The organism is Clostridium sp. OM05-5BH, from assembly GCF_003481505.1.
GTDB classification, from domain to species: Bacteria; Bacillota; Clostridia; order Lachnospirales; family Lachnospiraceae; genus Otoolea; species Otoolea fessa.
Map to the genome: position 1 here is coordinate 248,908 of NZ_QULJ01000004.1, position 14,410 is coordinate 263,317.

Genomic DNA, 14,410 nt, shown 5'->3' on the forward strand with positions numbered 1-14,410 from the left:
GGCTCTTTTTTTCTATATTGTATACAAAAGAAAAGGGGGAAATTTTATGTTAGAAGGATTTGCATCACTCGTTGGTATGATCAGCAATGTTATGTACAGCTATCTGTTGATTATCATGCTGCTGGCGGTCGGACTGTATTTCACACTCCGAAGCCGTTTCGTACAGCTCCGTCTGCTTCCGGAATCAATCCGGGTAGTCGGAGAAAAGACAGACAGCAACTCCGTATCCGCATTTCAGGCGCTGATGGTATCGACGGCGAGCCGCGTCGGCACAGGCAATATCGTAGGTGTAGCCAATGCGATCGCGATCGGCGGTTACGGCGCGGTGTTCTGGATGTGGCTGATCGCGATTGTGGGCGGCGCATCGGCTTTTGTTGAGAGCACGCTGGCACAGATTTATAAGAAGCGCGACGCATCCGGCGGAAGCTACGGAGGTCCGTCTTATTATATCGAGGCGGCGCTGAAGAGCCGTGCGCTGGGCGTTGTCTTCGCGATTGCCCTGATTGCTACTTATGCTGGCGGTTTTAATATGCTGGCGTCCTTTAACCTGATTGACAGTATGTCGAATTATGGTTTTTACCATCAGTTTATGATGGGAGACAGGAGCCTGGTTCCGATGATCGGCGGCGCCATTCTGGCGATTCTGGTCGGCATCTGTATCATAGGCGGCGGAAAACAGATTGTCCGCATTACCGGCGTGCTGGTTCCGTTTATGGGCGTTTTCTACATCCTGATGGCGATTGCGGTCATGATCTTAAACATCGGAAGACTCCCGGAGGTATTTGTCAATATCTTCTCCAATGCCTTTGATTTCAAGGCGATCTTCGGCGGATTTGCAGGTTCTGCCATGATGCAGGGAATTAAGAGAGGTCTGTATTCCAACGAGGCGGGTGTCGGTTCTGCACCGAACGCGGCGGCAGCAGCCGATGTCAGCCATCCGGTTAAGCAGGGACTGGTACAGATGCTTTCTGTTTTCATCGATACGATCCTTATCTGTACGGCAACTGCGATGATGTGTCTCTGCACCGGCATCGTTCCGTCGGAAGAGCTGAAAGGCGCTCCGTTTGTACAGGAATCGCTGGGAACAATATTTGGTGTGATTGGACCGTACTTCATCACATTTGCACTTCTTCTCTTTGCATTCACGACGCTGCTCGGCAACCTGTTCTACTGTGAGGGATGTCTCAACTACATCGCAGGCCGTACGCTGAAAAATAAAGAAATGAATGTGTTCCGCCTGTTTGCGGTGGTAGTTGTTTTCATCGGCGCACAGCTCCAGTTCGGTCTGGTATGGGATCTCGCGGATGTCCTCATGGGTATCATGGCGATCATCAACCTGCCGGTTATTGTGATTCTGGGAAATACAGCGCTCAAATGTCTGGATGATTACCTGACGCAGAAAAAGGAAGGCAAGAATCCGTGCTTCAAGGCTGAGAGTATCGGGCTGGAAGGTAAGACAGAGTTCTGGAATTAAGATGTTCAAGGGTAGGCACTTTTGGAATCTATAATCTGGAAAATAATAAAAAGCCATGAAATCGCTTATGATCTGTAAATCTACAGAAAAGTCGTTCATGGCTTTTTTGATATTCATTTGATATATTCAGGAGAATTTACAGCGAATACTTCTCATCACAGTACTGGCAGCGGTATACCTCTTTTTCCTCATCCGCGAGATAGAAGATATGCGGAAGCTCCTGCTCGATCGAGGTAATGCAGCGCGGGTTCTTGCAGTGGATGACATTTGTGATTTTTTTCGGCATCTTGACATCCTTTTTCTCTACGATTTTTCCATCCTTGATGATGTTGATCGTGATACGGTGATCGATGTAGCCGAGCACATCAACATTTACCAGATCAAGGCTGCCGTCGATCTTGATGATGTCCTTGCGTCCCATCTTGCTGCTGCGCGCATTTTTGATGATAGCCACCTGGCAGTCCAGCTTGTCCAGCCCCAGTTTAAAGTAAATATCCATACTGCGTCCTGCCTGGATGTGGTCCAGAACAAAACCTTCTTTTAATCCGCTGATATTTAACATGGTTTTTCCACCTCCAGTAAAGTCATGATCAGAGCCATACGGACGTATACGCCGTACTGAACCTGTTTGAAATAAGCGGCACGCGGGTCGTTGTCCACCTCAACGGAAATCTCATTGACACGCGGAAGCGGATGGAGCACAAACATATCATCACGGGCAAGCTCCATCTTCTTTTTGTCGAGAATGTAGCAGTCTTTCATACGGATGTAATCTTCCTCGTTGAAGAAACGCTCTCTCTGGACACGTGTCATGTAGAGAATATCAAGCTCCGGCATCGCCTCATCCAGGTTTTCAACCTCTTTGTACTCGATTCCCTTTGCATTCAGTGTATCCTCAATGATATAATCCGGGACGCGCAGTTCCGGCGGGGAAATGAGGACGAAACGGATGCCTGTGTAGCGGGACAGCGCATTGATTAAGGAGTGAACCGTGCGTCCGAATTTCAAATCGCCGCACAGACCGACTGTTAAATTGTTCAGGCGTCCTTTTAAAGAACGGATTGTCATCAGATCGGTCAAGGTTTGGGTCGGATGCTGATGGCCGCCGTCGCCGGCATTGATAACCGGGATGGAAGAGTGCAGGGAAGCAACCATCGGCGCACCTTCCTTCGGATGGCGCATCGCGCAGATATCTGCGAAGCAGGAGATAACGCGGATGGTATCTGCCACACTCTCGCCCTTGGAAGCAGAGCTTGAATCGGCAGAAGCAAAGCCAAGAACCCGTCCCCCTAAGTTCAGCATAGCAGCCTCAAAACTTAAGCGTGTACGGGTGCTTGGCTCATAAAACAGAGTCGCGATTTTCTTTCCGTCGCAGACGTGTGCATATTTGGCTGGATTGGCTTCGATATCGGAAGCGAGATCCAGAAGCTGGTCGATCTCCTCAACGGAAAAATCCAGTGGATTCAGCAAATGTCTCATTTGATTCTCCTTCTCTATTCGTATTAGCATATTTTTCCCAACTATTATAAAACATTTCCAGATGGATTGCTATAGCTTTTAATGATCTGTGATATAAAAAATATGAATAGGGGGGATAGAAAATATGGACAATGTGATGACGGCTGGAAGATTACCTGCGATGAAATAGGAAATAAAAATGATTTTCCAGGGCAAAATGGATTAGCGTAAGGAACGGTCAGACAGGGAGAAAAACTGGTAAGAAGTAACTGTTCACAGGTAGGAATTTTCTGAACTGAAAATTCCGTACGATACAGTTCTGGCAGCAGATTTTGCCGATTTGGAATGCGCAGCATCGGCAAAATCCCGTTGCTGGGCACACGTGTGTGAACAGTAACGGTAAGAAAAGCGTAAGGAACATTAAGAAAAATAAGGTAGGAGAATTGAAACAAATCCGGTATAATGTAGAAAGAAGAACTGGAATTGCAATGGTTGAAACTTGTATAAATCCAGGTTGTCAGGAATGGATTTCGATGGAATATTCAGGAGCATGAAATAAGTTAGAAAATGGAGAAGGCTGATGGAAGAGCGGAAAGTGCCGGGGAAGAATGAATTCCGGAAACGGGAACCTGTCATACAGGTAAAAAATCTATATAAAGTCTACCGCGTCGGCGAGACGAAGGTATACGCGCTGAACGGCGTTGATTTTACGATGTACCGTGGCGAATTCTGTGCGATTGTAGGTACCTCCGGTTCGGGTAAATCTACCTTATTGAATATGCTGGCGGGGCTGGAGAAGCCGACGAAGGGCGAGATTGTCATAGCCGGACAGCACATAGAAAAATTAAACGAGAACCAGCTGGTGGCATTCCGCCGGGAGCGGGTCGGATTTATCTTCCAGTCATATAACCTGCTCGGTACGATGAATGCGGTTGAAAATGTAGCGCTTCCGCTGTCCTTCCGCGGTGTGCCGCGCGTCGGGCGCCGGGAGATGGCGGAAAAATATCTGAAAATGGTCGGACTGGAAAAAGTCGGCGATCATATGCCGAACCAGATGTCCGGCGGGCAGCAGCAGCGTGTCGGCATCGCACGGGCGCTGGTGGTACATCCAGAGATCATTTTTGCAGACGAGCCGACTGGAAATCTGGATTCCCATACGACGATGGATGTGCTGAAACTGATGCAGCGGATCGTCCGGGAACAGAACCAGACGCTGGTTATGGTCACGCATGATAACCATCTGGCGGCGTATGCGGACCGGATCTTCCATATTATCGATGGTAAGATTGTGAAGATAGAGGAGAATCGGCAAATGGGTAAGGAAGATGGGAAAATAGAAGGCTAAAACACAGGAATGCTGACGATAGAATGAGAAATTGATAAAAGCAGCATTTAATGTGAGAGGATATGGAGGTATGAAAAATGAGAGGTATGAGAAAGTGGAAGAGATGGGCGGTGTTTTTGCTGCTTTTTGCGGTGCTGGCGGTGGGAGGAAGCCGGACGGCGCAGGCGGAAATGCTGGATATGACAAAATATAACGATGATTTAATTACCGTCAGTAAAGTGCCGCACGGAAAGGCCGGAAATAAAATTTCGATTAAGATGACGGTTCATAATAATGGCAGCAAAGGAGATAATTATTTAAGAACAATTCGTTTAGCCAATGCGGATCAATACGATCAATTTTATACATATGATGATGACGATGATGATGACAGTGATTCGGATTCCAATATTTCATGGTCTGGAAAACATTTTCCATTTGAAGCTGATTCAAATACGTTTAAAGAAAAAAGAATTGATGTAAAGCCAGGTTCGTCTAAAAGTGTAACATTGACGTATAAACTGCGCCGGGATTTGGCAGCAGGATATTATCAGGCGTTTTTCTATATTGATGACAGCCTAAAAGTCGGCATCAACATCTGGGTATCCGCCTACGATGGTTCCTCCACCGAGGAAGACGACAACACGAAGCTGGATTACGATTTTTCCATCGGTGACAACCAGCAGACACCGTATGCGGGCTACAATCAGGTCATGAATTTTGGCGTGAATCTGACGAATACGGGGCTTAAAAAGGTTTACGATGTCCGCGTGGATATGCAGCTTGACGCGGATATAACAAAGTTTCCGTTTGATATCAACGAGGGCAACTATAACCGCAAGATGGGCGACATGGAACCAGGGCAGATGGTGACGGTTCCGTACAGCATGATGGTGCGCGAGAACGTAAAATCGGGCTTTTTCCCGATTCACTATCTGGTTACATACCGCGAAGAAGAGGGCGGCGAGTTCTCCGATCCGGTGGACAAGGTATTTTACGTGCGTGTCAAGGGAAAGGATGACGATGAGCTTTCAGCCGATGCGGGCGAGCAGGATCGTACCAAATCCCGAATCATCGTAGATAGTTTCGAGACGATTCCGGCAGAAATCTATGCCGGGCAGCCGTTTGAGCTGCGCGTGCGGATGAAGAATGCCTCCTCCGATGTGTCGGCTTCCAATATCATGTTTACATTTGCGTCAGAAGAGGTTGAAAATACACCGATCTTTACCTCGGAGAGCGGTTCGACTTCGGTGGTAGTCAACAATATGGCGCCGGGGGCGACGGCGGATTTGTCGATGGTATTTAAGGCAGCGCCGACGGCAGAGCAGAAATCATACCGCATGACAATCCAGGAGCAGTACGACAGCCCGGAGTTTAAAAATGCCAAGGAAGAGGTCAAGATTGCACTTCCGGTCAAGCAGGAGCCGCGTCTGAACACCAGTACGATCGATGTGATGCCGGATGCGGTTGAGGTTGGTTCTGAGACGAATGTCATGTTTGGCATCAACAACACCGGAAAAGTAATTCTTTACAATGTTATGGCGCGTTTTGAGGCAGATTCTATCCAACCAGCTGACGCTTATGTGGGAAATATCAAGCCGGGCGAAACCGGCAATGTCGATACGATGCTGACCGCGATTGCGCCGACAACCGATGATGGAAAAGTGAAGATTATCATTTCCTATGAGGATGAAAATGGAGTCGTTTCAGAGACTGAAAAAGAAATGCTTCTGAACGTGAGTGAGGCGTTTTCCGATGACGGGATGGACGGCATGGATGGAATGGACAACGGCATGGATGCAGATGCCGATGCGGCGCAAGCGGGCGGCGCTGGGCGGATCGCTCCGATGCTTGTGATCGCTGCGCTGGTGGGCGCAGGTGTCGGTGTAGTTGTCTGGAAGAGGAAAAAGAAGAAAATAGCAGGAGAAAAGGCGCTTGAAGACGAATTAGAAGAGGAACTGGACAATGAGCTGGGCGAGCCGGAAATGACGACAGCAGATGTATCGGAAGACGAAACAAAGGACGTTGAAAAAGAACAAAACGATCATCTGAAAAGAAAGAAAAAATAGAAAGGACCGGTGAAAATGAGATTCAGTGATCTGCTGACGATGAGCGTCAACAACCTGTTTCGCAGAAAGCTCCGTACCTTTCTGACGGTTCTGGGAGTCGTGATTGGTACGGCATCGATCGTTGTCATGGTTTCCATCGGAATAGGACTGAAAGAATTTACCATCAAACAGTATTCTTCCTATGGAAGCCTGACCGCGATTCAGGTATATAATTATAACAATGGAAATTCCAGTGACAAGAAAAATCCGGAAGACAGCTTCATGACGGATGAGACGATGAAGACATTTGAAAAGATTCCGCATGTGACAAGTGCTTATCCGGATCTGAACCTGAATGTGATTATGCGTCAGGGTGCCTACGAGGGAAACGTGCAGCTGCATGGGATCCCCTTGGGAGCGATGAAGAATATCAAGCTGGGAGAAGGAAGCCTGCCGACAACTGAAACGAAGGACATGGAGATGGTAGTCGGAAATATGGTCGCACAGAATTTTAGCAATGCCAAGACAGGAAAAGGTTACTGGGACACCGGGGAGATGCCGGACATCGATTTTATCAACAAACCGATGTTTACGATCTTTGACACGGATGCGTACTATCAGTCCAAGGGAAATTCCAGCGGCGAGGATGGCAGCCAGAAAGTAGCGGCGCCAAAGAAATATATGATGAAAACGGCTGGAATGGTAGCGGGTGGACCGGAAGACTGGAGTGATTACAGCTACGGCGTCTACGTGGATCTGAATAAGCTCAAGACACAGCTGAAACAGATATTTAAGAAAAAGCCGATTCCGGGACAGCCGACCAACAAAAAAGGAAAACCTTACAATTATTTTGTCTATGAAGAAGCGACGGTAAATGTGGACGACATGGATCATGTAATTGAGGTGCAGAAAGCCATCAGCAACATGGGCTACGAGGCAAACAGCCAGATGGAGTGGCTGGAACAGTCCAAGCAGCAGTCTAATATGATTCAGGCAGCCCTCGGCGGCATCGGCGCCGTCTCCCTCCTGGTTGCTGCGATTGGCATCGCCAACACGATGATGATGTCCATCTATGAGCGGACGAAAGAGATTGGCGTGCTGAAAGTGCTGGGATGTTCCCTTGCAACCATCCGAAATATGTTTCTGATTGAGGCAGGTTTTATCGGTTTCATGGGAGGACTCATCGGACTGACGCTGAGTTTTATGGTTTCCGTGCTGATTAACCAGTTTCTGGCAGCGACTTTTTTATATGGAATGGATGGAAAACTGTCCGTGATCCCGATCTGGCTGGCAGTTCCATCGGTAGGATTTGCCATCATCATCGGCATGGCAGCCGGATTCTTCCCGGCAATGCGCGCGATGAAGCTGAGTCCGTTGGCGGCGATACGGAATGAGTGATACGTTTGCTTATGCGATAAAATAGGCAGATGCCAGTTTTCCTCCTTGCAAATCCCCCCAACTTGTTATATACTTAAATATACTATGTTATTATAGTAATGAAAGAACGAAAAAAGGAAGGAATTACCGATGACACTGTTAGAAAATTGGCGCAATCTGGCATATGGTGACGGGCTGGATGATAAAAAGAAAGAGGAACTCTGGTCTGGATATTTTACGATTGAGAAAGGCATTTACGAGCAGATTCTTGCAAACCCGACTGAGGTTGTAGAAGGTACCGTTAAGGAACTGGCTGAGAAGTATGATACCGAAGTTATGATCATGACCGGTTTCCTGGATGGAATCAATGAGAGCTTAAAGGGCTATGAGAACCCGATCGAGACCATGGATGAGGATACCAAGGTTAAGATTGAGATCGACCCGGAGAAGTTATATTACAACATGGTAGAGGCAAAGGCTACCTGGCTGTATGAGCTTCCGCAGTGGGATGCAATCCTGACTGAGGAGAGAAGAACAGAGCTGTACCGCGAGCAGAAGGCATCTGGCACAGTCCGCAATACACATAAGATTTACCCGAACGATCCGTGTCCATGCGGAAGCGGTAAGAAATATAAGAAGTGCTGCGGAAAGAATAAATAATAGATTTATGAATCAGAGAAGCACATCCGGAACACAGAGAGAACCGGATGTGCTTTTTTTATGGAAATATAGGACGTGCTCTTGTATAATAGATATAGAGAAAAGACAGCAGACGAATGATGGCAGGAGGCATGATAAAAGAATGGCAGGTACAAAGCAGTGGAGGGCGGCAGATGGGAGACTGCAGCCGGGATTTCAGACAGCAGGTTTTACATTGAAACAGGTGGGAAAACTGCAGGCGCTGGGAGCGCAGACACTGTATTTTGAACATGAGAAAAGCGGGGCGTCCCTGTTTTATATCAGAAATAAAGATACAAACCGGGGATTCTCGATTTCCTATCGGACACCGCATCTGGATGAGACGGACACGAATCATGTGTTTGAGCATTCGGTACTTGCTTCCTCTGATAAATATCCGAGTAAGGATATTTTTTTTGATCTTTGCAGCAAGACATACCACACATTTGTAAATGCATTTACCTATATACCATTTACGGCATATCCGGTGTGCAGCCAGAGCGAGGAACAGCTGCTTAAGATGGCAGATGTGTATTTAAGCTGCATGAAAGCGCCGGGAATCCGGCGGGAACGCCGCTTTTTTGACCGTGAAGCGGTCCGCTATGAGCTGCGCGACCGCGAAAGCCCGATTACGCTGGCAGGAACGGTGTACAGCGAGGATTTCGGCATGCTGAATGATACAGATAATGAGGCACTGCGGAATGTTTTGCGGGCGCTGTATCCGGGGGAGACGGCGGCAAATGCGAATGGACAGGCGCACCGTTTTTATAAGGATCTGACGTATGAACATACGATGGAGATGTATGATCGATTTTATCGGTTCGATAATGCTCTGATTTTGTTGTATGGGGATCTGGACTGGAAACGGTTTCTGGCATTCCTGGATAAAGAGTATCTGTGTGATGCAAAGAAAAGCTATGGAAAAGAAGACGGATGGAGTTTCCAGTCAGGCAGCGGGCGACAGGAAAAACAGGAAATGCAGAATATAGGGATGAGTGCGTTTTACAGCCCCGAGCCAGATGGTTTGGAAAATGGGGGAGAATCATTCTTCCGTCAGGCAACCGTTCCCAGTCCTGCTTACCGGGGAGACGCATCGGAGAATGCGGCGGTGGTATCGTATGCGATGGATCTGAGCGGCATTTCATGGGAAAATCTGATCCAGTACAGCATCATTGCGGGAATGATGAATGTGGATGGATCGGTTTTCAGGGAAAAGCTGCGGACGGCGGGCATCCATTGTGATGCGAGTGCATCGGTGATGATGGAGGCAGAAAAGCCATTTTTTGTTTTCGAAATGACAGACAGCAGTCCGAAGGATGCAGAACGGTTCCGGCAGGTGTCGGATGAGACATTATGCGAGATGCAGGAGCGCGGGATCGACCCGTCAGTGGTGGAGACGGCGCTCAAGGCGCGGGCGATACATGATTATACGGCAGGCGAAGATACGGATGTATTTGCGGATTCGATCGTGCCGGAAGTCAGCCTGAAATGGGCATTGACGGGCGATGCGGATGTGTATGCGGATGAGGCGGCAGCCTATGATTCTCTGGATGCAGGGACGGCACAGGCGGAGATTCGCCGGTTTGCGGCAGAGCTTGGCGCGGCGAAGCGGCGGGTTCTTGTCACGACGATTCCGACGCCGGGGATGGCAGAGGCGATGGAGCAGGAGCGCGACGCGTATCTGGCGCAGATGAAGGCGGAGATGAGCGAGGCAGAGCTGGATGCGCTGATTGCGAAGACCCTGGATTTTGATGCGTGGAATGCGTCGGAGTGTTCGAATGCGGATTTTATGATCCGGGTCGATGAGCTTCCGCCGCCGGAAGAGACGCCGGAATATCAGATATATGAGATAAATGGGATTTCGGTCTATGAATCGCCGTCGGATCTGGAAGCGATCAGCTATAACCGTTTATACCTGGATTTGAGCGGCGTGCCGGAAGAGGACCGTTTTTACATTCCTTTATATACAATGTTTGTTTCAGAGCTTGAAAATGCCCGGTATGGCAGAATGGAAAAGGAAAATCAGATTGAGCGCTATCTGCATGATTTTTCCATGAATGAGGGACATCCGGAGGTTCGGGCGGGACGAAACAGCCATCCGACGCTGGCGGTCAGCTGGTATGGGATGGCGGAGGATTATGAAGAGAGCCTGTATGTCCTGTTGGAACTCTTATCACATCCACTCTGGAGAGATAAGAATGCGGTTCTTCAGGCACTGGATGAGACGATTCCGTCCTGTGATGAGTCGCGCAGTGATGCGTATTCGCTGGCGGTGCGTCTGGCGGCATCTGGCTATAGCATCAATACGCGGTATCAGGAATATGTCGGCGGACAGGCGTTTTATGAGTTTTTGAAAGAGCTGCGCGGGCACCTGGAACAGGAGGATGCAGCGATCTTCCAGCTGGCAGAGAAGATGGAGGAGGTGCGCGACCGCATCCTGCATGGAACAGCGGTGACGATCCTTCATGTTGCACCGAGGGAAAATCTGGAATGGATGCGGAACTGTGCGGGGCGGATTCTGGGAAATCTGCGGGGAGAACAGATGCCAGACCATGAGAATAAAACGGAAAACAGAGGGGAAAATGCTGGGTATACCTTCCCGGTTCCGGCTCGCAGGGAGGCGGTAATTGTGGAGAGCTCCAGCCAGTATACCGTCTTTTCGGCAGAGCTGAGCGCTGTAGATGGATTTTCTGGGCGGATTCTTCCGTATGTAAATGCGCTGGATGACCGGTATTTTGTGCCGCAGCTCCGTTTTCAGGGCGGTGCCTACAGCGCGTCGTTTGCATTTACGCCGACGATGGATCGGATCGTGGCGAGTACATACCGGGATCCGAAGGTCAGTGAGACGATCGAGGCGATCAGGGCGGCAGCGGGTGTATTGGAAAAACTGCAGCTTTCGGAGGCAGATCGGAATGGCTATATTTTAAGCAGTTACGGCAATGCGACGGCGCCGTGCGGATGCCTGGGGCGGCGAATGGCAGCGATGCAGTATGCGTACAATGGTCTGGATATTGTACAGATTCGTCGTTGGACAGAGGAGATCCGTGAGACGACCGCAGAGGATCAGAAAGAGGCGGCGCGGATCATCCGGCGGCTTCTGGAAGAAGCGTGGATTGTGACGACTGGAAATCAGACGGCGATCGAGATGGATCGGGACTGCTTTGACCGGATTCGGGATTTCCGCAGCAAAATGGCTGAATAACCAGATCAATATTTATACAGGGAGGTAGAGAGAATGCGTACGAAACGATTGGGAGATATGCTTTTGGAACTGGGACTGATCACAGAAGGACAGCTTAAAGAGGCGCTTGATTATCAGGCGAAGGAGAAAGAACGTCTGGGAACAACGCTGATCAAGCATCATTATATCACGGAAGGTCAGCTGATCGATGCGCTTCGCATGCAGCTGGGCATTGACTATATTGATTTGACACGGGTCGATATCAGCCCGGAAATGTCGCGTTTTGTGCCGAAAAATCTGGCAAAGAAGATGACGATCGTACCGGTGCGTATTTCCAAAGACCAGCTTTATCTGGCAATGGCGGATCCGCTGAACTTCATGGCGATTGAGGAAGCACAGCATACTTCCAAAAAGAGAATTGTGCCGATGATCGCCTCTGAACCGGCGGTGAAGCGTGCGATCAATATTTTGTATGGCAACGAGGGAGCGGCAGAAGCGATGGCGCAGATGCAGGCAGAGACGGCAGCGGCACAAGAGGTGCGTCAGGGGCAGGGGCAGATGGCGGAAAGAGAAAGACAGGAAAATGTGACGCCGATGATCCGCCTGGTCAATTCGATTATTGAGCGTGCCATTTCGGAAAATGCTTCGGATATCCATTTTGAGCCGACGGAGGAGGAGATGGTCGTCAGGATGCGTATCGACGGGCAGCTTCATCGGATCATGACGATCCCGTCGGAACTCAAGGATTCGGTCATTTCGAGGCTTAAAATCATGTCCCAGCTCGATATCGTCGAAAAAAGAATTCCGCAGGATGGTCGTGCGGTGATGCATTTAAGAGGAAAAGATATTGATATGCGTATATCCACCCTTCCGACCCTGTATGGAGAAAAAGTGGTTATCCGTATTCTGAAACGAAATGAGGAGACGCTGAACCGCCGCGGTATCGGTATTCCGGCAGTGGAGGATGCAAAGATTGATACACTTTTAGGGCTTACTTCCGGAGTTATCATGATTGTGGGACCGACTGGTTCAGGTAAATCTTCGACGATGTATACGCTGATCCGCGAACTTCTTTCGGATCGGACCAACCTGATTACATTGGAGGATCCGGTGGAATACCATATCAAAGGCGCGACACAGGTGCAGATCAATGAAAAAGTGGGGCTGACTTTTGCATCGGGTCTGCGCTCCGTTCTGCGTCAGGATCCGGATATCATCTGCGTCGGCGAGATCCGTGACGGTGAGACGGCAGAGATCGCGATGCGTGCGGCAATGACGGGACATCTCGTTATCACCACGATTCATACGGAAGATGCGATCTCGGCGATTGACCGTCTGCGAGATATGGGCGTGGCGCCATACCTGATTGCGGCGGGACTGCGAGGCGTTATTTCCCAGCGGCTGCTGAGGAAAATCTGTCCGAACTGCAAAACCCAGATTCAGCCGCCGAAAAAAGCGCTTGAGATGGCAGGAATCCCGGAGATTCCTGGAAAATTATACTGGCAGGGAACTGGATGCGATCAGTGCTTCCATTCGGGATACCGGGGCAGAATCGGTGTGTTTGAGGTAATGCTGATTCAGGAGGAGCTTCGCCGGTGTATTCTGGAAGGGGCTGACCGGACGCGTTTCTTAGAGGTAGCCAGAAGAACGAGCCAGTATATTCCGATGCTGGAACACGCGCAGAAGCTGGTAGAAGAGGGTGTTTCGACGGTGGACGAGATAATCCGGACGCTACTGGCACTGTAAATGGTGCAGAAAGAGAAGAGGAGACAGATGGTATGTATGGAATCGAGGAATTAATCGCGCTGGCAGCTGAAAAAAGGGCATCGGATGTGCATCTGATTGCAGGGCTGCCGCCAAAATGCAGAATTGACGGCAGAATCGAGACGCTGACGGATGGCGGGCTGACGCGTGAGGATTGTGAGGAATATGGACGCCAGCTGGCAGGCAATGCGGCAGATCAGATCGAGGCGATCGGACAGCTGGATTTTAGTGCTTCGTTTGCGGGACGGCGTCTCCGGGTGAATCTGTTCCGGCAGCAGGGCGCGCTCTCTGCGGCGATCCGTCTTCTGGGCAGTACGATTCCGAACCTGTCGGAGCTGGGGCTTCCGGAAGCAGTGAATCAGTTTTCAAGCTGGAATAAAGGCATTATTCTGGTAACCGGCGAGACGGGAAGCGGCAAGTCAACGACGCTGGCGGCAATTTTAAATGAGATCAACCAGAATCGTCCGCTCCATATGATTACGCTGGAAGACCCGATCGAGTATGTCTATGAACCAGCGCAGGCGATCATCAACCAGCGCGAGGTGGGCGTGGACGTAGAGAGCTATGATAAGGGGCTTTATGCGGCGCTCCGTGAGGACCCGGATGTCATTCTGATTGGAGAAATGCGTGATCCGGCGACGATCGAGACGGCGCTGATGGCGGCGGAGACGGGACATCTTGTTTTTTCCACCATTCATACCAATTCGGCAATCGACAGCATTGACCGGATTGTGGGTGTTTTTCCAGAGGATAAACAGCCGCAGATCCGGATGCAGCTCTCGATGACGCTGCGGGCGGTGCTGTCGCAGCAGCTGGTGCCGAGGGCGGGCGGCCAGGGCAGGGCGGCAGCTTGTGAGCTTATGATGCTCACGCCGGCGATCCGGAATCTGATCCGTGACGGAAAAACACCGCAGATGCAGAGTTATCTGCTTTCTAGTGCAAAAGAGGGCTCTATTACGATGGATAATTTTCTGATCCGTATGGCGAAAGAGGGCGTGATCACACCGCAGACGGCAGTCGATGCGTCCCAGGACCCGCAGGAGCTGAGAGAGAAACTGGCGGCGGTGCAGTATTAATAATATGGTAAAAACGGGTGAATGAAGCCT

General features: G+C 49.8%; 10 protein-coding genes. 8 read left to right on the plus strand and 2 right to left on the minus strand.

Annotation, left to right across the window (positions count from 1 at the left end; all coding sequences use genetic code 11):
- Positions 1 to 46 precede the first annotated feature (46 nt).
- Positions 47 to 1,474 (plus strand): alanine/glycine:cation symporter family protein, encoded by a 1,428-nt coding sequence (locus DXB70_RS07415; RefSeq protein ID WP_118673060.1) that lies wholly within the window; start codon positions 47 to 49, stop codon positions 1,472 to 1,474.
- Between the two features lie 136 nt (positions 1,475 to 1,610).
- Here DXB70_RS07415 and DXB70_RS07420 read toward each other — a convergent pair whose 3' ends face one another.
- Positions 1,611 to 2,036, minus strand: coding sequence for an aspartate carbamoyltransferase regulatory subunit (locus DXB70_RS07420; protein ID WP_022359701.1), 426 nt, complete (start codon positions 2,034 to 2,036; stop codon positions 1,611 to 1,613).
- The gene (gene pyrB / locus DXB70_RS07425; RefSeq protein ID WP_107001544.1) at positions 2,030 to 2,953 is read right to left on the minus strand and encodes an aspartate carbamoyltransferase; all 924 of its coding nucleotides are present in this window, start codon (positions 2,951 to 2,953) and stop codon (positions 2,030 to 2,032) included. Before pyrB ends, DXB70_RS07420 begins: the two co-directional genes overlap by 7 nt.
- A 559-nt stretch (positions 2,954 to 3,512) precedes the next feature.
- Between pyrB and DXB70_RS07430 the strand changes: the two genes are divergently transcribed.
- The 7 genes from DXB70_RS07430 to DXB70_RS07460 all read left to right on the plus strand — a co-directional run bounded on the left by DXB70_RS07430 (position 3,513) and on the right by DXB70_RS07460 (position 14,380).
- Positions 3,513 to 4,277, plus strand: coding sequence for an ABC transporter ATP-binding protein (locus DXB70_RS07430; RefSeq protein WP_118672994.1), 765 nt, complete (start codon positions 3,513 to 3,515; stop codon positions 4,275 to 4,277).
- Between the two features lie 77 nt (positions 4,278 to 4,354).
- Entirely contained in the window at positions 4,355 to 6,325 is a 1,971-nt protein-coding gene (locus tag DXB70_RS07435; protein ID WP_243023705.1) for a CARDB domain-containing protein, read from the plus strand.
- 15 nt (positions 6,326 to 6,340) lie between these two features.
- Positions 6,341 to 7,702 (plus strand): ABC transporter permease, encoded by a 1,362-nt coding sequence (locus DXB70_RS07440; protein WP_117795159.1) that lies wholly within the window; start codon positions 6,341 to 6,343, stop codon positions 7,700 to 7,702.
- 129 nt (positions 7,703 to 7,831) lie between these two features.
- Positions 7,832 to 8,341, plus strand: coding sequence for an SEC-C metal-binding domain-containing protein (locus DXB70_RS07445; protein WP_022359524.1), 510 nt, complete (start codon positions 7,832 to 7,834; stop codon positions 8,339 to 8,341).
- 142 nt (positions 8,342 to 8,483) lie between these two features.
- Positions 8,484 to 11,561 (plus strand): insulinase family protein, encoded by a 3,078-nt coding sequence (locus DXB70_RS07450; protein ID WP_182448432.1) that lies wholly within the window; start codon positions 8,484 to 8,486, stop codon positions 11,559 to 11,561.
- 33 nt (positions 11,562 to 11,594) lie between these two features.
- On the plus strand, positions 11,595 to 13,286 hold the full coding sequence (locus DXB70_RS07455; protein WP_118672998.1) for a GspE/PulE family protein: 1,692 nt from the start codon (positions 11,595 to 11,597) through the stop codon (positions 13,284 to 13,286).
- A gap of 32 nt (positions 13,287 to 13,318) precedes the next feature.
- Complete coding sequence (locus DXB70_RS07460) at positions 13,319 to 14,380, plus strand: type IV pilus twitching motility protein PilT (protein WP_118467476.1); 1,062 nt, start codon at positions 13,319 to 13,321, stop codon at positions 14,378 to 14,380.
- Positions 14,381 to 14,410: the final 30 nt, after the last annotated feature.

Bases quoted from the DNA above. Each gene is read 5' to 3' on its own strand.
- DXB70_RS07440 (WP_117795159.1), top strand. From the start codon at position 6,341: ATGAGATTCAGTGATCTGCTGACGATGAGCGTCAACAACCTGTTTCGC.
- DXB70_RS07460 (WP_118467476.1), top strand. From the start codon at position 13,319: ATGTATGGAATCGAGGAATTAATCGCGCTGGCAGCTGAAAAAAGGGCA.
- DXB70_RS07415 (WP_118673060.1), top strand. From the start codon at position 47: ATGTTAGAAGGATTTGCATCACTCGTTGGTATGATCAGCAATGTTATG.
- DXB70_RS07455 (WP_118672998.1), top strand. From the start codon at position 11,595: ATGCGTACGAAACGATTGGGAGATATGCTTTTGGAACTGGGACTGATC.
- DXB70_RS07435 (WP_243023705.1), top strand. From the start codon at position 4,355: ATGAGAGGTATGAGAAAGTGGAAGAGATGGGCGGTGTTTTTGCTGCTT.
- DXB70_RS07445 (WP_022359524.1), top strand. From the start codon at position 7,832: ATGACACTGTTAGAAAATTGGCGCAATCTGGCATATGGTGACGGGCTG.
- DXB70_RS07430 (WP_118672994.1), top strand. From the start codon at position 3,513: ATGGAAGAGCGGAAAGTGCCGGGGAAGAATGAATTCCGGAAACGGGAA.
- DXB70_RS07420 (WP_022359701.1), bottom strand. From the start codon at position 2,036: ATGTTAAATATCAGCGGATTAAAAGAAGGTTTTGTTCTGGACCACATC.
- pyrB (WP_107001544.1), bottom strand. From the start codon at position 2,953: ATGAGACATTTGCTGAATCCACTGGATTTTTCCGTTGAGGAGATCGAC.
- DXB70_RS07450 (WP_182448432.1), top strand. From the start codon at position 8,484: ATGGCAGGTACAAAGCAGTGGAGGGCGGCAGATGGGAGACTGCAGCCG.